At 43.7% G+C, this 21,572-nt stretch carries 21 protein-coding genes; 4 read left to right on the top strand and 17 right to left on the bottom strand.

The window, feature by feature from the left end; all coding sequences use genetic code 11:
• Nucleotides 1-4: 4 nt before the first annotated feature.
• The 4 genes from ERX40_RS03015 to ERX40_RS03000 form a co-directional block, all read right to left on the bottom strand.
• Nucleotides 5-811: a Cof-type HAD-IIB family hydrolase gene (locus tag ERX40_RS03015; protein ID WP_133417018.1), complete on the bottom strand. Its 807-nt coding sequence runs from the start codon at nucleotides 809-811 to the stop codon at nucleotides 5-7.
• 227 nt (nucleotides 812-1,038) lie between these two features.
• Nucleotides 1,039-2,070, bottom strand: a complete 1,032-nt coding sequence (locus ERX40_RS03010) for a DUF2332 family protein (RefSeq protein WP_133417017.1) — start codon at nucleotides 2,068-2,070, stop codon at nucleotides 1,039-1,041.
• Between the two features lie 76 nt (nucleotides 2,071-2,146).
• A complete protein-coding gene (locus ERX40_RS03005) occupies nucleotides 2,147-2,524 on the bottom strand; it encodes a MarR family winged helix-turn-helix transcriptional regulator (protein ID WP_165980634.1) in 378 nt (125 codons plus the stop codon).
• A gap of 166 nt (nucleotides 2,525-2,690) precedes the next feature.
• Complete coding sequence (locus ERX40_RS03000; protein WP_133417015.1) at nucleotides 2,691-3,176, bottom strand: arsinothricin resistance N-acetyltransferase ArsN1 family A; 486 nt, start codon at nucleotides 3,174-3,176, stop codon at nucleotides 2,691-2,693.
• Nucleotides 3,177-3,443: 267 nt separating this feature from the next.
• On the opposite strand from ERX40_RS03000, the gene ERX40_RS02995 reads away from it, so the two are divergent.
• A complete protein-coding gene (locus ERX40_RS02995; RefSeq protein ID WP_133417014.1) occupies nucleotides 3,444-3,983 on the top strand; it encodes a DUF4352 domain-containing protein in 540 nt (179 codons plus the stop codon).
• Nucleotides 3,984-4,224: 241 nt separating this feature from the next.
• Here the strand turns inward: ERX40_RS02995 and ERX40_RS02990 are convergent, their stop codons facing one another.
• Nucleotides 4,225-4,620: an HIT family protein gene (locus ERX40_RS02990; protein WP_133417013.1), complete on the bottom strand. Its 396-nt coding sequence runs from the start codon at nucleotides 4,618-4,620 to the stop codon at nucleotides 4,225-4,227.
• Between the two features lie 39 nt (nucleotides 4,621-4,659).
• Nucleotides 4,660-6,267 (bottom strand): hypothetical protein, encoded by a 1,608-nt coding sequence (locus ERX40_RS02985; RefSeq protein WP_133417012.1) that lies wholly within the window; start codon nucleotides 6,265-6,267, stop codon nucleotides 4,660-4,662.
• 437 nt (nucleotides 6,268-6,704) lie between these two features.
• On the opposite strand from ERX40_RS02985, the gene ERX40_RS02980 reads away from it, so the two are divergent.
• The 3 genes from ERX40_RS02980 to ERX40_RS02970 all read left to right on the top strand — a co-directional run bounded on the left by ERX40_RS02980 (nucleotide 6,705) and on the right by ERX40_RS02970 (nucleotide 8,567).
• The gene (locus ERX40_RS02980) at nucleotides 6,705-7,343 is read left to right on the top strand and encodes an Ltp family lipoprotein (protein WP_165980633.1); all 639 of its coding nucleotides are present in this window, start codon (nucleotides 6,705-6,707) and stop codon (nucleotides 7,341-7,343) included.
• Nucleotides 7,344-7,614: 271 nt separating this feature from the next.
• Nucleotides 7,615-8,187 carry an Ltp family lipoprotein gene (locus tag ERX40_RS02975; protein ID WP_208001644.1) on the top strand — a complete coding sequence of 191 codons (573 nt, stop codon included), beginning with the start codon at nucleotides 7,615-7,617 and terminating at the stop codon, nucleotides 8,185-8,187.
• A 74-nt stretch (nucleotides 8,188-8,261) separates the two neighbouring features.
• On the top strand, nucleotides 8,262-8,567 hold the full coding sequence (locus ERX40_RS02970) for a tyrosine-type recombinase/integrase (protein ID WP_133417010.1): 306 nt from the start codon (nucleotides 8,262-8,264) through the stop codon (nucleotides 8,565-8,567).
• Between the two features lie 106 nt (nucleotides 8,568-8,673).
• On the opposite strand, the gene glnA is transcribed toward ERX40_RS02970, so the two are convergent.
• From glnA to mutL, 11 genes are all read right to left on the bottom strand, one after another.
• Nucleotides 8,674-10,011, bottom strand: a complete 1,338-nt coding sequence (gene glnA / locus ERX40_RS02965; RefSeq protein WP_133417009.1) for a type I glutamate--ammonia ligase — start codon at nucleotides 10,009-10,011, stop codon at nucleotides 8,674-8,676.
• 14 nt (nucleotides 10,012-10,025) lie between these two features.
• Nucleotides 10,026-10,355 (bottom strand): MerR family transcriptional regulator, encoded by a 330-nt coding sequence (locus ERX40_RS02960; protein WP_243712934.1) that lies wholly within the window; start codon nucleotides 10,353-10,355, stop codon nucleotides 10,026-10,028.
• A 115-nt stretch (nucleotides 10,356-10,470) separates the two neighbouring features.
• Nucleotides 10,471-11,706, bottom strand: coding sequence for a methionine gamma-lyase family protein (locus tag ERX40_RS02955; protein ID WP_133417007.1), 1,236 nt, complete (start codon nucleotides 11,704-11,706; stop codon nucleotides 10,471-10,473).
• A complete protein-coding gene (gene hflX / locus ERX40_RS02950; protein ID WP_133417585.1) occupies nucleotides 11,699-12,976 on the bottom strand; it encodes a GTPase HflX in 1,278 nt (425 codons plus the stop codon). The genes ERX40_RS02955 and hflX overlap by 8 nt, the downstream gene beginning before the upstream one ends.
• A gap of 28 nt (nucleotides 12,977-13,004) precedes the next feature.
• Nucleotides 13,005-13,925, bottom strand: a complete 921-nt coding sequence (miaA, locus tag ERX40_RS02945) for a tRNA (adenosine(37)-N6)-dimethylallyltransferase MiaA (RefSeq protein ID WP_133417006.1) — start codon at nucleotides 13,923-13,925, stop codon at nucleotides 13,005-13,007.
• Nucleotides 13,918-14,817 (bottom strand): alpha/beta fold hydrolase, encoded by a 900-nt coding sequence (locus ERX40_RS02940; RefSeq protein WP_133417005.1) that lies wholly within the window; start codon nucleotides 14,815-14,817, stop codon nucleotides 13,918-13,920. The genes miaA and ERX40_RS02940 overlap by 8 nt, the downstream gene beginning before the upstream one ends.
• An 83-nt stretch (nucleotides 14,818-14,900) precedes the next feature.
• Nucleotides 14,901-16,574: a glycerol-3-phosphate dehydrogenase/oxidase gene (locus ERX40_RS02935; protein ID WP_133417004.1), complete on the bottom strand. Its 1,674-nt coding sequence runs from the start codon at nucleotides 16,572-16,574 to the stop codon at nucleotides 14,901-14,903.
• A gap of 128 nt (nucleotides 16,575-16,702) precedes the next feature.
• The gene (gene glpK, locus ERX40_RS02930) at nucleotides 16,703-18,202 is read right to left on the bottom strand and encodes a glycerol kinase GlpK (RefSeq protein ID WP_133417003.1); all 1,500 of its coding nucleotides are present in this window, start codon (nucleotides 18,200-18,202) and stop codon (nucleotides 16,703-16,705) included.
• A 15-nt stretch (nucleotides 18,203-18,217) separates the two neighbouring features.
• A complete protein-coding gene (locus tag ERX40_RS02925; protein WP_133417002.1) occupies nucleotides 18,218-19,036 on the bottom strand; it encodes an MIP/aquaporin family protein in 819 nt (272 codons plus the stop codon).
• Nucleotides 19,037-19,172: 136 nt separating this feature from the next.
• Nucleotides 19,173-19,712, bottom strand: a complete 540-nt coding sequence (locus ERX40_RS02920) for a glycerol-3-phosphate responsive antiterminator (protein WP_133417001.1) — start codon at nucleotides 19,710-19,712, stop codon at nucleotides 19,173-19,175.
• Entirely contained in the window at nucleotides 19,713-21,563 is a 1,851-nt protein-coding gene (gene mutL, locus ERX40_RS02915; protein ID WP_133417000.1) for a DNA mismatch repair endonuclease MutL, read from the bottom strand.
• Between the last annotated feature and the right edge of the window lie 9 nt (nucleotides 21,564-21,572).

The following is a 21,572-nucleotide window of genomic DNA, read 5'->3' as shown; positions in this document are numbered from 1 at the left end:
TCGTCTATTTTTTCAGAACATATTTCTCAACAACTTCAGCGATACCATCGTGATCATTATCACTTGTCACGATATCAGCGGCCGCTTTGATAGTATCATTTGCATTACCCATCGCGACTCCAAGCCCTGCATATTCAATCATATCCTTATCATTATCACTGTCACCGAAGGCCATGACTTCATTTCGGTCCAGCCCGAGCGTCTCAACTAGTTCTTTCAGGGTCACGCCTTTTGAGACACCCTTTGTCATAAATTCCAGGAAGTAAGGTTTTGAAGTTGTCGCGTGAATATGGCCGTTCAAAGAGCCATTCAACTCATTGTCTGCGGCACTGATTCTATCCTCGAAATCAACGGCCATTGCTTTTGGTACATTGCCCTGGACATACGCTTTCAGATCAGCCACTTCCTTCATCGGAAGACCGGTCAATTCATGTTCTCTGTTCATATAGGGATGAGAGCCCTCATAGATGATCTCCTCATTCACATACGTGATCATGAATAGTTGATGAGACTGACAGTAATCATACACTTCATCGAACTGTTCCTTTGTCAGAGCGTTTTCTTTTAGCAATGACATATCCTTCATAGCGGTCAGTCTGGCACCATTATAACTGAGAATATACGACTCTCTTCTATCGAGCTGAAGAAGCTTGGCATCCTTGACCATTCCTGAGGTGGGGCGCCCTGAGGCAAGCATTACCTTTACACCCGCCTGCTGCGCAGCAAGCAGTGCATCTCTCGTTCTATCTGACATCACATTGCCAGATGTCATCAACGTATCATCCATATCCAAAGCAATCAGCTTATACATCTTTCCACTCCTAGTTAAATTGATGCATTTATCATATCACACCTGCAGCCTGCTGTATCAACAGACACTCTTCTGACGTCACAGTGCAGTTCCTCAATGAGTCTGTCCCTGAATGATTCTTCTCAAGCATTCAGCATGACAAATGTACGACATTGATGAAATCCCTGATGACAAAGCAGTTGAAGCGATATGTATTTTTTGTATAAAAAAGACACCGCTTGAGGTGTCTAAAGTTTAATAGGCTGACCCAGCAGCCATTCTATTCTCATCTTATCGAGATCAAGATTCAACAGTTTCTCTCGTCTTAGAATGCCACTGTTCATATAATCAATAAAAATATCAGCTCCGAACAGCTGATGGTGAATGTGGAATATCTCCTTCTTCTCAGCATTCCGATGGATGATTTCAAGCAATGCAGCCTTCTTTTCATCCGTCCAGTTCTTAGTATGATGCACATGGAAAATAATGACCGGTTCATCATCCGGCAGCAGAGACAGTGTCTCTTCGAGTAACTCGAGTTCATTGCCCTGCAGCAGTTCGACAGGATGCTGCAGAAAAATCGCACGTGCTTTGATGAGATTCTTTCTTCTTTTCATCTCTTCGGGATAGAACTGACTCAGCATCCAGATATAATCAGTCTCATCCTCAAGTCTGATGACATCTTCTGAGATACCATACTTATAGCGTGGATGTTCAAGTGAAATCAGCTCGTCATCAGGATATCCTTTAATCTTCATCTTAATATTGATGTCCTCAGTATAGCCGACTTTCTGTTCTTTATTGAACGTATAGCCGTACCAGTCATAGTTGAGTAGTAAGCCTGCCTTACTGCCAAGTTCAATGACATTGAAATGTTCTTCAGAGGACTTTTCTCTGATGTAATGAAAGATAGGAATAAGGACAGATGACCGCTCCACTATATTTTTCTTCAGATCACCCGTTCTCACCAGCGTCAAAATTTCATGCAGGTGCAGTCTGACAAAATCCCTGAAGCAATCATAACCTGCTGAATCCAGTTCAGCGGGTTCAACAGTGAAGTTAAGATAATATTGGCGCAGCGCATGGTCATTTTTATATAGACACGCGAGCGTGGCAGTCATAAACAAAGGGATAAAATGGCTGACAGTCATATAAGGCCTTAAAATCTCTCTCATATCCTTATCACCAGCCATATGGAGGGCGATTGAACTATACAGCGGACTTTTATCAGCAATCGCTGTGCTGTATGTCATCATTAAATCTTTGTACTTTAAAGCCATGTCGGTAATTCTCCTATCGGCTATTTAATGGAAGCTAATCATACTATATAACGACTCGAAAAGAAAGATAATATACTCATGATAACTTACTTAATACTTTTAACAGTGTCGCAGGATAATCCTCAAAAAACAGCTCTGCTGCCTGATCAATTATCGGTTCAACTTCTTCCGTAAGAGAAATGCCCACCGCAGTAAGATAGACATTTTTGGCACGGGTATCGGACCTTGATTCCTGTCGTCTTAATAATCTGCGCGCTTCAAGATTACGGATAATCGTCGATAAAGTCATGACATCGATACCGATATGCTGACTCAGCTGTGCCTGTGTAATCCGCTTATTGGACTGCTGCAGTTCCAGTATACCGGTTAAAACTCTGAACTGAGGGTAAGTTATATCATAACCCTTCAAAATATGTCGACAGACGGCGTTCCATTCACTATTCAGCTTATTCATATTTTTAACCGCAGAATAGACTTCACTCATTTATATCACTGCTCTCTTTTATAAATATACTTATATTATAAACACTTATTAATCATTTGACTATTCCTTAATTTATAGACGTTTACTACTTAGCTGTATGATAGAGGAAATAGAAAAAGCATACACAAAGTATGCTTCAGAATATCTTCTCCATCGCTCTTACATCATAATAGATGCCATGCTGATAACCATGCTTTTCATAAATACCTACTGTTCTGAAACCTCTTTTTATATACAACTGATGAGCACTCGTATTGACTTCCAGTACCATCAGCATCAGCTTATAGAAGTTATTATCCCTTGCACACTTCTCCAGCGCACCGAGTAACAGATGACCCAGCCCTTTACCGCGCTGATCTCTCGCTATATATAGTGAGAATTCTGCGACACCTTCATAAGCTGCCCGGTACCGATAAGGCTGCAACGCTGCCCAGCCCATGACCTGATCATTCTCCTCTATGACTAATATACTATAGCGCTCAGAACGGTCAAACAACCATATTCTCACTTCATCTTCAGTCTTGCCTCTGACCTCTAGTGTCGCAACGCCGTCTTCAATACCTTGATTATAGATATCAGTGATGAAAGGAAGATCCTTAAGTTCTCCGTGTCGTATGTTCAATGGTGTTCCTCACTTCCAGATATTAATTGCTACACTTATTTTATATCCCTGCAGCAGGTCTGTAAATTGCTATTTAAGCAAATTGTAAATCTTATCATCCACACAACTTACTTTACAACTCTTTAATCAATAAGCGCTATCAGACTTAAGACAGACAAAAAATTTTGATTTTCAGACACTCTGCTATATACTGTTGATATTATTCTGAATCAGACTACTGATTTCAGTAAAAATGATTTTTAAATCAAACAGAAAGCCGGAATGAATATGAACTACAAAATATTATCAGGTGTGATACTCACATCAACAGTACTGCTGTCAGCATTAGGCCAGACTAATATGAGCGCGGATACAATCGCACAGACTGTGAATGAAACGACTTATACTATTGAGCAAAAAGCGGATAAACTGATACAAGGTCCTATCGCTGAACCCAATGAATCAGTTGACGAAGCAATATCAATCGGTGAAAGTAAGGCGATTGACAACCTGACATTCACGCTGGATAAGGTTGAATCAACTGACAAGAATCAGTCTTCGGATATCGTCACGCTCTATTATACTGTCACAAACCGTTCGTCAGATGGTTATTTTGCTGGTGAAGATGCGACCATCTATCTGAACGGTAAGAAAGCCGGTGCCTATGCACTTGGTACTGATAAATTGAAAAACATCCAGCCAGGGCGCACATTTCAAGCGAGCGAATCGTTCAGAGTACCGAAAGAGGCGAAAAGCTTTGAAGTCGAATTAGGACCTGTGTTCGATATAAGTGGTAAGAAAGCCCTCTATAAAGTTACTGAGCAATAAGTAAAAAAGACTGCAGCCACTCTTCTGCGAGTGGCTGCAGTCTTTTTGTAAAACTTGAATCGAGTGAGAGCGAGAATGATATCAGAGCAGGATATCTAACTGAAAGTCCTGATAATAATAGCGGTGCTTTTCATATTCTTGCCGCATGACATTTATTTCCTCTTCACCAAAGTCAGCAGCCCATGGAAGTATGGTTTAGTCTCTTTGATACGGATCGATTTGATATAATCTGTTATAGTCATCACGTCTCCTTCAGCAAATGGATGAGACGATCTATATTCAGCGGTCTTTCTCTGACAGCAGTATCATCCCAGAAACCATCATGCTGATAACGCGGTATGAGATGTACATGAAAATGAGTCTGTTGATCCATCATTCTGCCGTTATTCATCACAAGCGTCACGCCGGTATCCAACTCGTTTTCAAAAATACCGATAATCTGTCTTTGCAGGTTCATTAAATCAGTAAGCTCTTCTTCCTTTAAGTGCAGATAATTCATTACATGCCGTTTGACGATCAACAGAAGATGCCCTTCCTGTATAGGATCAATATCCATCACGACCTTGAAATGCAGTGTCTCATAAAGTACTTGATCAGCTGCCAACTGATGACAGAAGTGACAGGACTCACTTTTCATTTGAAACCTCCATATCATAGGACTGTTACTGCCCTTATTCTATTTATCCTGAGATGCTATAATATCAGCTGTCTTGACATCTTTAATGTCACTTCTCTGATCCTGAATCTTCTCTTTCAAACGCTCTTGTTCTTTTTTGGCTGCAGTCAGTTTTTTCGATGATTTTTTACTTTTTGTTTTCTTGTTTGAGACCGCTTTTTCAAGGTCTCTGATCTCTTTCTCTTTTTTGTCATATTGCGCTTGTACGTCATTTAACGACTGGACATAAGGTTTATAGTATTTATAAGTACGAGTGATATTCTTCATTTCCTTACTGCCGCTGTCAAATTTCTTCTCCGCTTCATCCATAAATGAATCGAGGTTGTTATCCGAACCAGTTAACACAAAGGCTCTTACAATAGCATTTGCCACTGATGGCTCTTTTAGATTCACCTTATCAGCAAGATTGATCACTTTCTGATAGTGACCTTCTTTACCTGCCAGATAAAAATCCAGCACCTCATTTTTCTCTTCAGCTGCTAATTTTTCGATATCCTCTTTATTATCATGATTAATCTTCCGACCGATCAAGTAGGCTGAACTCTCATCAAGACTCAATGCTTTTGAATACTGATGTCCATCAACCAGCCATTTTATATAGATATCACGCTGCATATCACTTTTCAGGTCATGATAGTTTAAAGTAACCATCTGCTCTCTGGCTTTCTGCTTATCGCCACTGATATATTCAGTGAAAATATTATTCACCTTCTGCTGCTGCTTAAGCTCCCGGCTCAAAGCTTCAGCTTCCTTCTGCTGCTCCTGCATATTTCCATTGATAAAAAAGGCGGCCAGCAGCACACTTAAGGCAATCAATAGAAAACCAATCAGCCACACGAGTCTGCCTGGAGCTGAACCGGACTGTTTAACAGGCCGGGTAATCGTTTTTGGCGCTATCTTTACTGTTGGCAGTAGCTTCGGTTGATTTATTCTAGCTGATTTACCCTGCGTCGATCTAACTTCTGACAAGGTCATACCGTTTTTTCCGAGACGTGACTCGATACTCGCTTTTATAGTGTTCATACTTTCCGCACTCATTACTTCTTCTGCAAACTGAGCGACTTCATCAGACGGATTAATATAATCATCTGGCTGAGGTTTTCCATCAAGACTGGTCTGTTTAACTAATCCTAATAAAACTAATCTTTTAAGCCCCTCGAGTGCTGAAGTCTGATCAAAGACAATCAGATCACCGAAATCATGCAGAATCGCTTTTATTCTATCTTTCTTGCCTTTTTGATGAGCAATCACAAAGTTATTCAGATCCCATAAGATCTGTACGTGACTATTCTGCTGGAACTCCGCAATCTCCGTCAAAGAATAAAATAATTCAAGCTGTCTAGTAAAATTCTGATAGCGGATGGATGAGTACATCTCATTATTTTCAAGAAAGTAATCAAACGTAATATATTTACCTCTGCCATTTAAGCGCGTAATATGACAAAACACATCACTATGGTTGAATTGTTTCAGAAAAGCTCTATAATCTGCCAGCAGCTTTTCCTGATTCGTGTGAACATTTCTGAAGTTCTCAAGCGGAGAAACATATTCAACAGAATTATTAAATACATTGATTTCTCCAAGTCGGTTAATCTTTATTTTGTTCAAAATGATAATTCCTTTCTTGAATAGTTGATATCTGCCTTCACTATATAATCTGCTATGACTTCGGCTTATGACCATTATAATCTTTGCAGATGCAGATTATATTCAATGCATTCTATAGTTATTTTAGCAGATAAATAAGGAAGAAGCCTGGTAATATCTTTCTAATTATATAGCATTTGAAATTTCATATCATTTTAATCCGCTTCTTTAAGTATCGGGTGAGTGGTTTAAGCTAATTAATCAGTAGCTCTTAAGAGAGACTAGTTTCTCTAAAATATCTTGTAGCATAAAAATTTATATAATGTAAGTGCTATCTTAATTTAATTTTTATGGTAAATTGAAACTATATGAAATATATTCGTCTTTAATATTAAACTAGATATTTAATTGGTCCAACCATTAAATATATAAATCTTAAGAAAAGAGGAATGCGAGAAATGGCAAGGAAGAAAGAAGAAGTAGTTTACAGTAGTAAGCAAGGACGCGATCAGTACACAGAGAACGGAGAACGTATAGTTTACGTGGAGCGTCAGCCTAAGAAAAAGAAAAATCCATTTTTAATGGGGTGTCTTGGATTAATATTACTTTTATTCTTATTAGGTGCTTGTACAGCTATGTTGGGTGGCGGTGGTGACACCAATAAGAAAGAAGCATCAACGAAAGAGACAATTAGTGAAGCACCTGCGGCTGAAAAAGAAACAAAAGAGGTTACGACTTCAGAGGGTGTTACAACTGAAGAAGCAACGACTGAAGCTCTGAAAGATGAAGCTACTAGAGAACAGAAAGCTGCCCTGCAATCAGCGAAAAATTATGTAGAAATGATGCCTTTTTCTAAAGCAGGTTTATTAAATCAGTTAACATCAGATGCAGGAGATAAATATCCGCAAGATGCAGCACAATATGCAATAGATAATTTAGATGTTGATTATAAAAAAGAAGCAGTAGAAGCTGCCAATTCATACAATGAAACAATGCCGATGTCTGATCAGGAGTTATTACAGCAATTAACATCTGATGCTGGCGATAAATTCACACAAGAAGAAGCAGAATATGCTCTTCAGCATATGGAAAAATAAGCAGTCAGGATAAGGATAAATTTTATGTAACCTTCTTCAAACCAATTTTAATAAACTAGTAACAACATCAATGAAATTATAAAATTTAACATCCAGGGGTAGTTCAAACTAACATTTAGAATTTGTATACCAGATGAATAAGATAATTACAGAAGCTATTTTGCTGAATCAATAGAAGATTGTAAATCGCAGTTTGGATTATTGATTGCTTATGATGGATATTTGGCTTTAAGCTATTAGATATAAAAAAACTATAAAGGGTGGTTCAAAAATGAATTTCAAAATGTTAACGGGTACGTTGGTAGCTTCATCGCTACTTCTTGCTGCATGCGGAAGGGATCCTACAGAAAATCAGGAAGAAAAGACAACTGAAGAAGCTACAACTGAAGAAGCTACAACTGAAGAAGTCACAACTGAAGAAGTTACAACCGAAGAAGTCACAACTGAAGAAGTCACAACTGAAGAAGTTACAACTGAAGAAGCTACAACTGAAGAAGCTACAACTGAAGAAGTTACAAATAGAGAAACTCAAGAAGGTGCTACAAGAGAACAAGTATCTGCTCTTTCTCAAGCTGAGTCATATTCTGAGATGATGCATATGTCAAAAGCAGGAATTTACGATCAACTTGTATCTGAATACGGTGGACAATTTCCAGCAGAAGCGGCACAGTATGCAGTAGATAACTTAAAGGCAGACTACAAAAAGAATGCACTTGAATCTGCTAAACAATATGCTGAAACTATGAACATGTCGACTAATGCTATTTACGATCAACTTATTTCAGAATACGGCGGACAATTTACTCCTGAAGAAGCACAATACGCAGTAGATAATCTTAAATAAAAAAAGAAGGATATTTTTATATCCTTCTTTTTTACATCATTTTTCAGGAAAGAATGTTTAAATGACCGGTATCAATAAGAAAAAGAGAAATAATTTTATTTTTTGTTGATGACTTTGATATTCCACTCTCACAATCATCAGTTCTTCACACTGTTATTTACTTCAAAAATAAGATATTAAAGGATCAATTGTCTGTTCACAAATTACGACACACTCACGCTACCCTGTTACTTGAAGCCGGAGTACCTATGAAAGTAATCCAGGACAGATTGGGCCATCAGTCTATGCAGATGACAGAGAAGATCTACAGTCATGTTACACCAGCAATGAAGGAAGGAGGAATGGCCGCATTCAATCAGTATATCAAGAATGTTTTTTAACAGTATGAGTCCAAAATGAGTCCATTCTCTCTTTTTTTATATAAATTTTATGATTGGACTCAAATAAAAAAAGTCCTAAAGCCTTTCAGCTCTAGGACTAAATTTATTAATATTGTTTCAGATACTGCTCACGTTCCCACTCTGATACTTGCATTCTGTACATATCCCACTCAATTGTTTTAGAGTTGATGAACTGGCGGTAGATATGTTCGCCTAATGCTTCTTTCATAGTTGAATCGTCTTTCATTGCTTTGATTGCAGTATACAGTGTTGATGGTAAGTCTTCGATACCCACCGCTTCACGTTCTTCGCGGTTCATGTCGTAGATGTTCTGATCAACAGGTGCGGGCACTGCTAACTTGTTCTTGATGCCGTCAAGACCTGCCTGCAGAATCGTTGCAAGTGCCATGTACGGGTTTGCTGCCGGGTCCACTGATCTTACTTCGACACGTGTTGACAGTCCACGTGATGCCGGGATACGGACAAGTGGTGAACGGTTCTGTCCACTCCATGCGACGTAACAAGGTGCTTCGTAACCTGGTACGAGACGTTTGTATGAATTCACCAGCGGGTTACATACTGCTGTGAATCCTCTTGCGTGTTTCACGATACCTGCGATGAAGTGACGTGCATCATCCGACAGTTCCATTTCACCGTTCGGATCGTAGAATGCATTTTCTTTCGGTCCTTTGAATAATGACACGTTGAAGTGCATGCCTGATCCACTTACGCCGAATAATGGTTTTGGCATGAATGTGGCATGAAGGTTATGTTTACGAGCGATTGTCTTGACAACCAGTTTAAATGTCTGAATGTTATCACATGCTGTGACTGCGTCTGCATATTTGAAGTCGATCTCATGCTGCCCAGGTGCGACCTCGTGGTGAGATGCCTCGATATCAAAGCCCATGTCTTCAAGTTCAAGTACGATATCACGACGACAGTTCTCACCTAAGTCTGTAGGTGCTAAGTCGAAGTAGCCTCCGTCATCGTTTAACTCTAAGGTCGGCTCGCCTTTCTGATCTAACTTGAATAAGAAGAATTCTGGTTCAGGTCCCAAGTTGAAGTCTGTGAAGCCCAGTTCTTCCATCTCTTTTAAGACACGTTTTAAGTTAGCACGCGGGTCTCCTGTGAAAGGTGTGCCATCTGGTTTATAGATATCACAGATCAGGCGCGCCACTTTCCCTTTGTCTGAAGTCCACGGGAAAATCACCCATGTATCAAGGTCTGGATATAGCTTCATATCTGATTCTTCGATACGGACAAAACCTTCGATAGATGAACCATCGAACATCATTTCGTTATCAAGCGCTTTTTCAAGCTGGCTGACAGGAATCTCCACGTTTTTGATCGTCCCTAAAATATCAGTGAACTGAAGTCTCAGGAAACGCACATTTTCTTCATTTGCAAAACGGATAATATCTTCTCTCGTAAACTTAGCCATAATAGCCTCCAATATTATTTATAGAATCTTGATAAATCCCCGCGGTTCAGTGGTATTCTGCCGTTCGGATTGAAGATATCCTCATAGAGAGTTTCTCTCAGTTTCTTCTCATCCTTGGACAGATCCTTTGTATCAAGCATCATCTGCTTAATCGCTTTGATGTTGAATCCTTTTTCAAGTAGCAGTCTGATTTCCAGTAAGCGGTCCAGATCATTCATCGAGAATAGACGCTGGTTGCCTTCTGTTCGCTGCGGCGTGACAAGGTCGTGTGTCTCATAATAACGAATCTGTCTTGCTGACAGCTCCGTCAGCTTCATGACCACACTGATCGGAAATACCGGCATCTGTCTTCTTAATCTATCTGACACTGTATCTCCTCCTTGCACACTTAATTTAACATATCTTTTTATAAAAAACAAATCCATGTCAGTTTTCCTGACATGGGTTTATCTGTCTCAGTTATATTGTGAGTATTCCTTTGTCCTGCAGCGCTCTCACAGCTTGTATGATTGCGAGTTTAACGTGTTCATAAGTAAGACCACCCTGGACATATGCTTCGTAGGGCGCACGTAAGGGACCGTCTGCTGTCAGTTCGATAGAAGCACCTTGAATAAAAGTACCGGCTGCCATTATGACATCATCCTCGTAACCAGGCATATATGCCGGCATGGGCGCAAACTGAGAGTTGATTGGACTGGCACTCTGAATCGCCTGACAGAAGGTGATCATTTTCTCTGCATCGTTGAATGTCACGGACTGGATCAGATCCGTTCTGTTATCATTGTATTTCGGGCTGGTCTCCATGCCCAGTTCTTCCAGAATTGCAGCTGTGAAGACAGCGCCCTTCAGACTCTGGCTGACGACATGCGGCGCCAGGAAGAATCCCTGGTACATTTCGTGCAGACTGTAGAGTGAGGCGCCCGCTTCCTTACCGATACCTGGTGCTGTCAGTCGGTAGCCGATGCGTTCAATCAGCTCTTTCTTTCCTGCGATATAACCACCGATTTTACACAGACCGCCGCCCGGATTCTTGATGAGAGAACCCGCAATCAAGTCTGCCCCTATTTCAATCGGCTCACGCTCCTCGACAAACTCGCCGTAGCAGTTATCGACAAAGATAATCTTATCTGGATGCATGGTTCTTATCACTTTAATGGCTGCTTCTATTTGAGCGATAGTAAGAGAGGGTCTGGAGGCATAACCTTTAGAGCGCTGAATAGCGATCACTTTCGTCTTAACTGATAGGGCAGCCAGCACGGACTCAATATCTATTTCACCCTCTTTAAGGGGGACAGTATTATAGGTGACGCCATTTTCAATCAGTGAACCGATACCAGTGCCGTTGACTCCGATGACTTCAAGCAAAGTGTCATAGGGTTCCCCTGTGATATACAGCAGTTCATCTCCATGCTTAAGGTTGCTGGCCAGCGCCAGAGTGATGGCATGTGTGCCGGAGATCACCTGTGGCCGGACGATAGCATCCTCTGCCTTGAACACACGCGCATACAGGGCCTCCAGCTGATCACGGCCTGTATCATCATAGCCGTAACCGAATGTGCCGATCAGGTCACTTTCTGCAATATGCTGCCCTTGAAATGCGGCCAGCACCTTCTCCTGATTCTTCAGTGCCCTCTCCTCTATGGCAGCATGAACCGGTCTTACTTTCTTATCAATTCTTTCAATTAAATCATTCATCGGATTTTTCTCTCTTTTCTGTCATACGGTTGACAATGCTACTCTCCTCACGGGCATACCCTTTAATATCGTAGAGCTCTGTCTCTTCGTTGAATATGATTGTATCAACCAGCGTCTCATTTTTCAGCTGGCTGATCCTCTTTCCACCATCGGCCGCAACCGTCATCTCGTACGGAACCAGCAATGTTCTGATGAACTCGCTGAGGGCATTCTTGACAATCGCGACGTCAGCAGGGTTTCTTGCTGAAACGTAACGTGTATCAAACGTATCCTCAGCGTAATCCTCAGTGATTAAATCCCGTTTGTTCAGCAGAGTCAGAACAGGGATATCGCCCATATCAAGTGACTGGAGCAGTTCGTTGACGGTTGTAATATGACCTTTGTAGTTCGGATGGCTGCGGTCGACGACATGAATCAGCACATCTGCATATTTCGCTTCTTCTAGTGTTGAGCTGAAGGCTTCGACTAGATGCGTCGGCAGATGCTGAATAAAGCCCACTGTATCTGACAGCAGCACCTGGAACCCTTCATTGATGGACAGCATCTTGGATTTCGGATCCAGCGTCGCGAACAGTATATTCTCCTCGAAAGTCTCACTGTCTGTCAGCTGATTGAACCAGGATGATTTCCCCGCATTCGTATAACCGACAAATGCGACCTGGAAGACTTCATTTTTCTTTCTGTTCTCTCTGTAGCGTGCCCGATGTTTCTTGATTTCCTCCAGCTGGACTTTGATATCGTGGATACGTGAGCGGATATGACGGCGGTTCGTCTCAAGCTTTGTCTCACCGGGGCCTCTCGTACCGATACCGCCCCCGAGTCGTGACAGGCTGACACCATGCCCCGAGAGTCGTGGCAGCAGGTATTCGTTCTGAGCGAGCTCCACTTGCAGCTGACCTTCACGCGAGCGGGCACGCTGTGCGAATATATCCAGTATCAGCTGTGTGCGGTCAATGACTTTGACACCGAATATTTCTGCCAGATGCTTCGACTGACTTGTCGACAGTTCGTCACTGACAATGATGACATCAAACTCGATATCCTCTCTTTCCCTCAGCTCCTCTATTTCTTCGATCCGGCCTTTGCCGAGATAAGTTGCTGAGTCTGCCCGGTCGCGCTGCTGGACGAACTGTCCGACCACTTCAAGTCCTGCTGTCTCACATAATGATCTTGTTTCACTGAGCGACTCCTTGAATTCAAAGTCGTCACCTGTTTTTAGCTGAACACCGAGTATGATGACGCGTTCCTGTTTTTTCTCCGTATCGTTCATTTTTGCGCTGATCAATATAACACCTCACTTAACCTTCAGTCATTCGACTGATGATAGAATCTACTATTTCTTCAGTTGACTGTTCATTTGTATCATACCAGTGCAGCTCAAGCTGATTTCTGAACCACGTCAGCTGCCTTTTGGCGAAGCGTCTGGAATTCTGCTTGAGTTTGTCTGTTGCCGTTTCAAGGGTCGTCTTGCCGTCCAGATAGGTGAGAAGCTCTTTATAGCCGATCGCAGTCATACTCCGCGCATCACCATAGCCGGCAGCCTGCAGCCGACGTACTTCTTCTATCAGGCCCGCTTCAATCATCATATCCACTCGCATATTGATGCGGTCATAGAGCAGCGCCCGTTCCATATTCAGACCGACCAGTATGACGTCATATCGTTCTGAAAGAATAGGACTTTTCTTCTGCTCTGTTATCGAAGTCTTATGTATATGGTAATAGACCAGTGCCCGCAGCACCCGCTGCTGGTTGTTGGGGTGGATAGTGCCTGCAGCCTGCGGGTCCAGGTCTTCCAGCAAAGTATAGCGGTCTTCAGGTGAAAGTTGACTGAACATCTCCTCGAACTGTCTGGCCGTCTCCTGGTCTTCGTCTGAGAAGCCGTAATCATAGATGACGGACTGCACGTAGAGACCCGTCCCGCCGACAATCATCGGAACATGCCCTCTGCCATGAATTTCTGCTATCAGGTCTTCAGCCATAGTCTTGAACTGCGCCGCTGAATAGGGTTCATCAGGCGCCAGTATATCAATTAGATGATGCGGTACGCCGTCCATTTCATCGGCTGTGATCTTAGCGGAACCGATATCCATCCCTTCGTAGACCTGGATGGCGTCTCCGCTGATCACTTCACCCTTGATTCTTTTTGCGAGTTCTATACTGAGAGCCGTCTTACCGACTGCTGTCGGTCCAACAATCACGACTAGCGGAATCCTAGTCATGCTGCACCTGCTGCATCCAGACTGCGATGCGATGCAGGACTTCCGTCTGGTTCCTTTCAAATAGAACTTCATGTCTGGCGTGACTGTAGAGCTGGACAGTGACATGATGCATACCATTCTGCTTATAGAGGTTCCCGAGCTTCTCTATTCCCTTACCGAAGTTTGAGAAGGCGTCATCTTTTCCAGACACCAGAAGAACAGGCATGGTACGTCGCATTTTCTTTAATTCTCTTTTACGCTGTGACTTTTTCATCGATCTCAGTATTTCTCTATAGGCATTCAAAGACATATTGAAACCGGTAAGCGGGTCTGCGACAAATGATTGCACATTCTCAGGATTTGCGCTCAGCCAGTCGCTGTCTGTGGTCAGAGGTCTGAACTTTTTGTTGAACGTTTTAATGGTCAGCTCATTCGCGAATTCACTTCTTGATTCCTTACCTTTCACTGCTATCATCGCATTCAGCAGACTAAGTGCCACCTGGGCCCTGTTATCAAAGAAGCTGGTGCCCACCATTATCAGGGCACTGAACTCATCCGGATAGGTGAGCACATACTGCCTTGAAATAACTGAGCCCATTGAATGTCCTATCAGAATAACAGGTTTATCCTGCACTTTGAAAGACTGCAGAATCTCCTCAGAATGCTGGACCAGCTGGTTTATACTTTCGAAATGCCCTCTTGCATCCTCCTCTACCAGTCCTCCGTGACCCAAATGGTTATGCATGATGACTTTATAGCCTAGAGCCTTAAAGTACTGCCCGATATCCTGATAGCGGTCGGTATGCTCACTCATGCCATGCAGAAACTGCAGTGTTCCAATGGGTTCTTCCGGACTGAAGACCGTGACTTCAGTCTGATTATTATCGGCTAATGTTACTGAAAATTTCTCCATATTCCACACTCCTCAAGCTCATTATACTATAATTATTTACAAACTACATTTACATAAAAAAAGAGGCCGCAGCCTCTTCATCGTTATTCCATTGAAACCTGTACGGAAGGTGTCGTTGCTTCCTTGATCAGTTGTTCAAGTTCCTGGCGGTATTCTTCTTTCTGACGGTCACTATAGTGGAGCAGTTCTGCCATCGCCTCAATGACCCCTTCTTTGTATTCATTCACAAAATCAATATCAAAGTAAAGTGCGCCCGTACGTCTGACAAAGAAGTCTGATGGTTTAAGCACCATCTCGTGCTGAATGCCATAGACGAGTTTTGTATAGACACTGAGCGGCAGTTCGTTCACCTTATTATCAACTTGCGCATGGGCGATATTGAAAAGAACTGGCGCATTTGAACCGTATTTATCAATCATTTCTTCCATCTCAGTGCGTGTCAGCCCGATTTCAGGCAGTGACTGCAGCAACTCAGCTTTGTAACAGTCGAAGCCTTGAGAGCCTCCGACATCGCCGCCTGAAATAGGCGTGTGTTTAGTACGGCAAGATGCGAACTTCATGCCATATTCCTCTTTCAGTCGTGCAGCGACACGGTCTACAATTTCTTCTGCCATATGACGGTAACCGGTCAGTTTACCGCCTGCGATGGTCAGTAGCCCTGATTTACCTTCCCAGATTTCATCTTTACGTGAAATCTCAGACGGGTCCTTACCCTCTTCAAGAATCAGCGGTCTGATACCTGCCCATGTCGATTCAATATCTTGATCCGTTACATTAACTGTCGGGAACATATAATTGACAGCATCCACAATATAATCACGGTCTTCCTGTGTGACTTTCGGATGTGCCTTGTCCTGGTTATAGAAGGTATCAGTTGTCCCTACGTAAGTCTTGCCATCACGTGGAATCGCAAATATCATCCGTCTGTCACTCTCTGTGTCAAAGTAGACAGCCTGTTTAAGCGGAAATACACACTGGTCAAAGACTAAATGAATCCCTTTTGTCAGTCGTAGCTGCTTGTTGTTTTTTGTGTAGTCATCTTCACGTACTGCATCAACCCAAGGCCCAGATGCGTTGACCACTTTTTTGCCGAGCACTTCAAACTGCTCTCCTGTGATCATATCCTCTGCATTGATACCAATGACTTTATTCTTGCGGTTGTAGACAAAGCCGGTTGATTTCGTGTAGTTCAGAACATCTGCACCCATTTCAACGGCACGTTTCATCACTTCAATCGTCATACGCGCATCATCTGTACGATATTCCACATAATAGCCGCCGCCTTTTAAGCCGTCGCGCTTAACAAGCGGTTCACGCTTCAGCGTTTCTTTGCGGCTGAGCATTTTACGTGTTTCCTCTTTTTTAACATCAGCCAGAAAATCATAGACTTTCAGTGCGATAGACGTGGTCACAGGTCCGAAAGTACCCCCTTTATGCATGGGCAGCAGCATAAATTCAGGCGTTGTTACATGTGGACCGTTTTCATAGACAATGGCACGTTCTTTGCCGGTCTCTGCCACAACACCGATCTGCAGCTGCTTCAGATAACGCAGTCCCCCGTGAACCAGTTTAGTCGAACGGGAGCTTGTTCCTGCTGCGAAATCCTGCATCTCCACTAACGCTACCTTCATACCACGCTGCGTCGCGTCAAGTGCGATACCTGCACCTGTAATACCCCCACCGATAACCACTACATCATATTCATTCAGTTTCATCTGGCTCTTCACTTGCTCACGATAAAGATTTGAAAATGTCATCATTATTTCCTCCTGTTTAAAAAAATAGAGACTTCGCCTACATTGCTGTATTCAAAGTCTCTTATCTCTTATCATTATTAACTTGATATTATTATACCACTATCATTTCATCTTAACCTTGTTTCTGCTCATTTTTTCCTTTTGAACACCTGGGTCGCTTTGACAGCTGTCTGCCAGCCTTCATAGAGTCCTTCACGTTCTTCCGCCTGCATCTCCGGACAGAACTCTTTTTCAAGTTTCCAGCGGTTACGGATCTCATCTTTAGATGACCAGAAACCGACTGCAAGCCCAGCAAGGTAGGCAGCACCTAGTGCTGTGGTTTCATTGACTTCAGGACGCTGCACGGGCACGTTCAGAATATCCGACTGGAACTGCATGAGGAAGTTGTTCTTGACTGCCCCTCCGTCTACACGGAGTGTCTGCAGCTCAATACCTGAGTCCTTCTCCATCGCATCAAGCACATCACGTGTCTGATAAGCAAGCGATTCAAGCGTTGCACGGATAAAATGCTCTTTCTCAGTTCCTCGCGTAAGACCGAAGACCGCACCGCGTGCCTCTGAATCCCAGTAAGGTGTCCCCAGACCGACAAATGCAGGAACGATATAAACACCTTCAGTTGAAGTGACACGATTGGCATAATTCTCTGATTCAGGCGCCTGTCTGATCATCTGCATGCCGTCACGCAGCCACTGAATCGCACTTCCTGCGACAAATATGGAGCCTTCCAGGGCATAGTTGACTTTTCCGTCCAGCCCGTATGCAAGCGTTGTCAGTAGACCACTTTCTGATTTGACCGCTTTTTCACCTGTGTTCATCAGCATAAAGCAGCCCGTGCCGTAAGTGTTCTTCGCTTCACCCTCTTCAAAGCAGGCCTGACCGAACAGTGCCGCCTGCTGGTCACCCGCGATACCGGCAATCGGAATCTGCTGACCGAAGAAATGATGGCCGACTGTCTCGCCGTAGATCTCACTCGAAGGTTTAACTTCCGGCAGCATTGAAGCAGGTACCGTCAGATAGTCAAGCAGCTGATCATCCCATTGAAGGTCATGAATATTGTACATCAGTGTACGACTGGCATTTGAATAGTCTGTCACATGGGCTGCGCCGCCTGTCAGTTTCCAGACAAGCCAGGTATCAATCGTACCGAATAACAGATCACCGTTTTCCGCCTTTTCACGTGCACCCTTGACATTGTCCAGAATCCACTTGACTTTCGTACCGGAGAAGTAGGGATCCAGTAATAAGCCGGTTTTATCTCTGAACTCTTGCTCAAGATCGCGTGATTTCAGTTCATCACAGATTTCCTGTGTCTGACGTGACTGCCAGACAATCGCATTATAGATCGGGCGCTCAGTCGTCTTATCCCAGACAACTGCCGTCTCACGCTGATTGGTGATACCGATTCCTGCAATCTGACTCGGTTTGATATCCGTCTGTACGAGTACGTCAGACATGGTGGAGAGAACAGTCTGCCAGATTTCATTGGCATTGTGTTCCACCCAGCCACTTTTAGGGAAATACTGCTTGAATTCACGCTGTGCTGTTCCGACTACCTTGCCCTCTTTACTGAAAATCATAGAGCGGGTACTTGTCGTCCCCTGGTCGATTGATAATATATATTTTTCCATCTTCAAAACTCCCATCTACATTAATTTTGCTTCTTTACCTTTTAAAATTGTTTTATTCATGATGAATCCGAGGATAAGTGTCAGGACTGTCACCAGAATTGAGAGCCAGCCGATCATCTCGATTTCGCCTTTAAATAACAGGTGATAAAGTGTCGCACCAAGCATACCGCCTGCAATCGGACCAAGGACCGGTACGATGGCATAGGCCCAGTTGGAAGGTCCTTTGCCTGGAATCGGCAGAATCGTATGTGCCAGACGGGGGCCAAGGTCACGGGCAGGATTAATCGCATAGCCCGTCGTCCCCCCTAAGCTGACACCGATCGCAATAATAAGCGCACCGACAATCAGTGGGTTAAGGCCTTCTGTAAATTTATTGGCACCGATGAACAGTAAGCCCATCACAAGAATCGTTGTACCGATGATCTCAGAAGTGAAGTTTGCCATATAGTTAGGATAAGCGGGTCCCGTACTGAAGACACCGAGTTTAGTGCCCGGGTCAGTTTCCGCCTTGAAGTGCGGCATGAAATGCAACCACGTAATCAATGCACCAAGCATGGCACCCAACATCTGAGCCAGGATGTACATCGGCACTTTACTCCACGGAAACGCGCCATCAACTGCGAGACCGATTGATACGGCCGGATTCAGATGGGCCCCCGTAATACTGCCGACAGCATAGACACCCATGACCACTGCAAGACCCCAGCCGAGCGCAATCACCATCCAGCCGCCGTCTTTGGCATAGGACCCTCTTAAATTTACATTGGCACACACACCTGCACCAAAAAGGATGAGAATCGCCGTTCCGACTAATTCTGCTAAAAATTCACTCATCATATCGCTCCCCTTTAAAATTCAGTCAATAATAAGACGAAGAGACCCTGTGCTAAATCTATAGATTTACGTCAGGGTCTCTTGTCTCGATTGAATATTAACTTGTATTTTATATTAACCAACCATGAAACCGCTGTCAATCATTTGGTTCATATTTCTGCCACAGTTCACGTCTGCTCGTCGTGACTTTATAAGCACCGTCAGCATGCGCACGCGCCACTTCTTCCTCAGTCTCAATCAGTCCGCCGGCGATAATTGCCTTACCTGTCTTGTCCTTCACTTCTTTGATTACTTTTGAAGCGATACCAGGCAGCACTTCTACATAATCCGCTTCAGACTGCTCAATAATGGAGATGCTGCGAGCAAGTGCACTTGAGTCAATAATAAACACACGGATAATAGTCTTGACGCCTAACTGCTTTGCTTTTCTGATTGTCTTCACCTTCGTCGAGATAATACCGAAAGGCTTATATTTCTGAATGATATATTCCACCGCTGCATCTTCGCCTGACAGACCTTTGATCAGATCGATATGAATGAAGACTTCCTTTGATTTCAGCAAGTCAAGTATATGGCCCAGATGACCAATATGGGTATCTAGAATAACGCACTGCTTATAGTGCGAGCGGCTTAGTTTCTCTACATCCTTAAAATCTCTGATTGCTGGTAAAATCATCTACATCACCCGCTTAAACATTTTTTCCAGTTCATAAGTTGTATATTTAATCGTAATCGGCCGGCCGTGCGGACATGTGAAAGGCTCACTCGTATAAGCCAGGTCCTCCAGAAGGCGGCTCATGTCTTCTTTTCTTAAAAAATGATTGGCTTTGATTGATTTCTTGCAGCTCATCATAATAGCTGTATCCTCTCTGAACTTGTTCAGATCAACTTGCTGATGACGGAGACAATACTCAATGATGTCTTTAAGGGTCTCATCCGCTTCCGCCGGAAACCATGTCGGTACCGCCTGAACCAGATAATCAGCACCACCGAAGTTCTCCAGTTCCAGACCTATCTCAGCCAGTTCAGAGCGATGTTTCTCGATACGCAGTGCCTCATCCTTTGTAAAATGAAGTGTAATCGGTACAAGAAGCGGCTGGACCTGATGATCGACATTGCCGATTCTCTCGCGGAAATACTCATATTTGATCCGCTCCTGAGCCGCATGCTGATCAATCATATACATGCCTTCCTCATTCTGCGCGATGATATAGGTGCCGTGAACCTGGCCGACGACCTCCATAAAAGGCAGCTTTCGTTCTTTGGCATGCGGCACTCTATGCTCAGAGACAGCTTCATGCGGCAACTTGTCATTCACGGGTTTTTCCGGAAATGCAGCAGCTGCTTCCTGAACGACCAGTTTCTTTTCTTCTTGTGGTAGGATCGTCTCTGGAACCCGTTCATTAACAGGCGCCCGCTCGTCGTCAACCGTATTTTCCGCTTCCTGGATAACAGGTCGTGTCTGCTCGTAATTAAAGCGCTGCTGCTCGAACTTCTCCAGCACTTTATTCTTCTTAGGTGCCGTCATTTCCGGAATCAGGTTTTCTCCGAGCAGAGCATCTCTGATCAGACGGGTGATCAATGTCATCAGCTCCGGCTCCTTGGACAATCTGACTTCCTGCTTCGTCGGATGGACATTGACATCCACAAGCCCCGGGTCCATCGTGATATCAATTGCAACAACAGGATAACGGCCGATCGGCAGGAGGGTATGATAGCCGGCAAGTATCGCCTTGGTCAGCACAAAGTTTCTGATGTACCGGCCGTTGATGAAGAGAGACATATAATGGCGATTCGCTCTTGTATGTTCAGGACGCGCGATTCGACCTGTCACCCGGTAATCGCCTGTCTCACCCTTAATTTCGACTAGATCTCTTGCAATTGTCATCCCGTAGACCTGTGCCATCACTTCATTCAGCTTGCCATTGCCGGAGGTCTGCAGCAGAATTCTGTCATCAGCCATCAGCTTGAAACGTATATCTGTATGACTCATCGCAAAACGGTTCATGATATCCGTGATTTTACCGAGTTCAGTATGCAGACTTTTGACGTATTTCAACCGGGCGGGCGTATTATAGAACAAGTCCTCCACTATAATTTCCGTTCCTTGTTTCGCTCTCGTCAGTGTCTGTTCAACTAATCTGCTGTTCTCAACTTTAACAAGATGTCCGACCTCATTATCAGCACATGTCTTCAATGTGACACGACTGACAGAAGTGATACTGGCCAGCGCCTCTCCTCTGAAGCCAAGTGTCCGGATATGAAAGAGGTCGTGGTTGCTATGAATCTTGCTGGTCGCATGCCGGCCGAATGCGAGCGGTATATCTTCTTCCAGTATCCCGCTGCCATTGTCCGTTACCGCTATACTCTGCAGCCCCGCTTCCTTCACTTTAACTGTTACCACGGAGGCGCCGGCATCAATCGCATTCTCAACGAGTTCCTTCACCACAGATGCAGGTCTTTCAACCACTTCTCCTGCCGCTATCTTATTGGCCAGCTGAATATCAAGTTCCTGTATATTTCCCATTTATTCCAC

This window comes from Macrococcus carouselicus, from assembly GCF_004359515.1.
GTDB classification, from domain to species: Bacteria; Bacillota; Bacilli; order Staphylococcales; family Staphylococcaceae; genus Macrococcus; species Macrococcus carouselicus.
Note: the sequence above shows the minus strand (reverse complement) of the source record. Positions and strands in the feature narration are given on the sequence as shown.

What these genes read in the sequence shown, in the direction of transcription:
- ERX40_RS02980 (WP_165980633.1), top strand. Translation starts at nt 6,705, where the DNA reads ATGGCAAGGAAGAAAGAAGAAGTAGTTTACAGTAGTAAGCAAGGACGC.
- ERX40_RS03015 (WP_133417018.1), bottom strand. Translation starts at nt 811, where the DNA reads ATGTATAAGCTGATTGCTTTGGATATGGATGATACGTTGATGACATCT.
- ERX40_RS02955 (WP_133417007.1), bottom strand. Translation starts at nt 11,706, where the DNA reads ATGAATGATTTAATTGAAAGAATTGATAAGAAAGTAAGACCGGTTCAT.
- ERX40_RS03010 (WP_133417017.1), bottom strand. Translation starts at nt 2,070, where the DNA reads ATGGCTTTAAAGTACAAAGATTTAATGATGACATACAGCACAGCGATT.
- hflX (WP_133417585.1), bottom strand. Translation starts at nt 12,976, where the DNA reads ATGAACGATACGGAGAAAAAACAGGAACGCGTCATCATACTCGGTGTT.
- ERX40_RS02920 (WP_133417001.1), bottom strand. Translation starts at nt 19,712, where the DNA reads ATGATTTTACCAGCAATCAGAGATTTTAAGGATGTAGAGAAACTAAGC.
- ERX40_RS02940 (WP_133417005.1), bottom strand. Translation starts at nt 14,817, where the DNA reads ATGGAGAAATTTTCAGTAACATTAGCCGATAATAATCAGACTGAAGTC.
- ERX40_RS02935 (WP_133417004.1), bottom strand. Translation starts at nt 16,574, where the DNA reads ATGACATTTTCAAATCTTTATCGTGAGCAAGTGAAGAGCCAGATGAAA.
- ERX40_RS02995 (WP_133417014.1), top strand. Translation starts at nt 3,444, where the DNA reads ATGAACTACAAAATATTATCAGGTGTGATACTCACATCAACAGTACTG.
- ERX40_RS02975 (WP_208001644.1), top strand. Translation starts at nt 7,615, where the DNA reads ATGAATTTCAAAATGTTAACGGGTACGTTGGTAGCTTCATCGCTACTT.
- ERX40_RS02960 (WP_243712934.1), bottom strand. Translation starts at nt 10,355, where the DNA reads ATGCCGGTATTTCCGATCAGTGTGGTCATGAAGCTGACGGAGCTGTCA.
- glnA (WP_133417009.1), bottom strand. Translation starts at nt 10,011, where the DNA reads ATGGCTAAGTTTACGAGAGAAGATATTATCCGTTTTGCAAATGAAGAA.
- mutL (WP_133417000.1), bottom strand. Translation starts at nt 21,563, where the DNA reads ATGGGAAATATACAGGAACTTGATATTCAGCTGGCCAATAAGATAGCG.
- ERX40_RS02925 (WP_133417002.1), bottom strand. Translation starts at nt 19,036, where the DNA reads ATGAGTGAATTTTTAGCAGAATTAGTCGGAACGGCGATTCTCATCCTT.
- ERX40_RS02990 (WP_133417013.1), bottom strand. Translation starts at nt 4,620, where the DNA reads ATGAAAAGTGAGTCCTGTCACTTCTGTCATCAGTTGGCAGCTGATCAA.
- miaA (WP_133417006.1), bottom strand. Translation starts at nt 13,925, where the DNA reads ATGACTAGGATTCCGCTAGTCGTGATTGTTGGACCGACAGCAGTCGGT.
- ERX40_RS03005 (WP_165980634.1), bottom strand. Translation starts at nt 2,524, where the DNA reads ATGAATAAGCTGAATAGTGAATGGAACGCCGTCTGTCGACATATTTTG.
- glpK (WP_133417003.1), bottom strand. Translation starts at nt 18,202, where the DNA reads ATGGAAAAATATATATTATCAATCGACCAGGGGACGACAAGTACCCGC.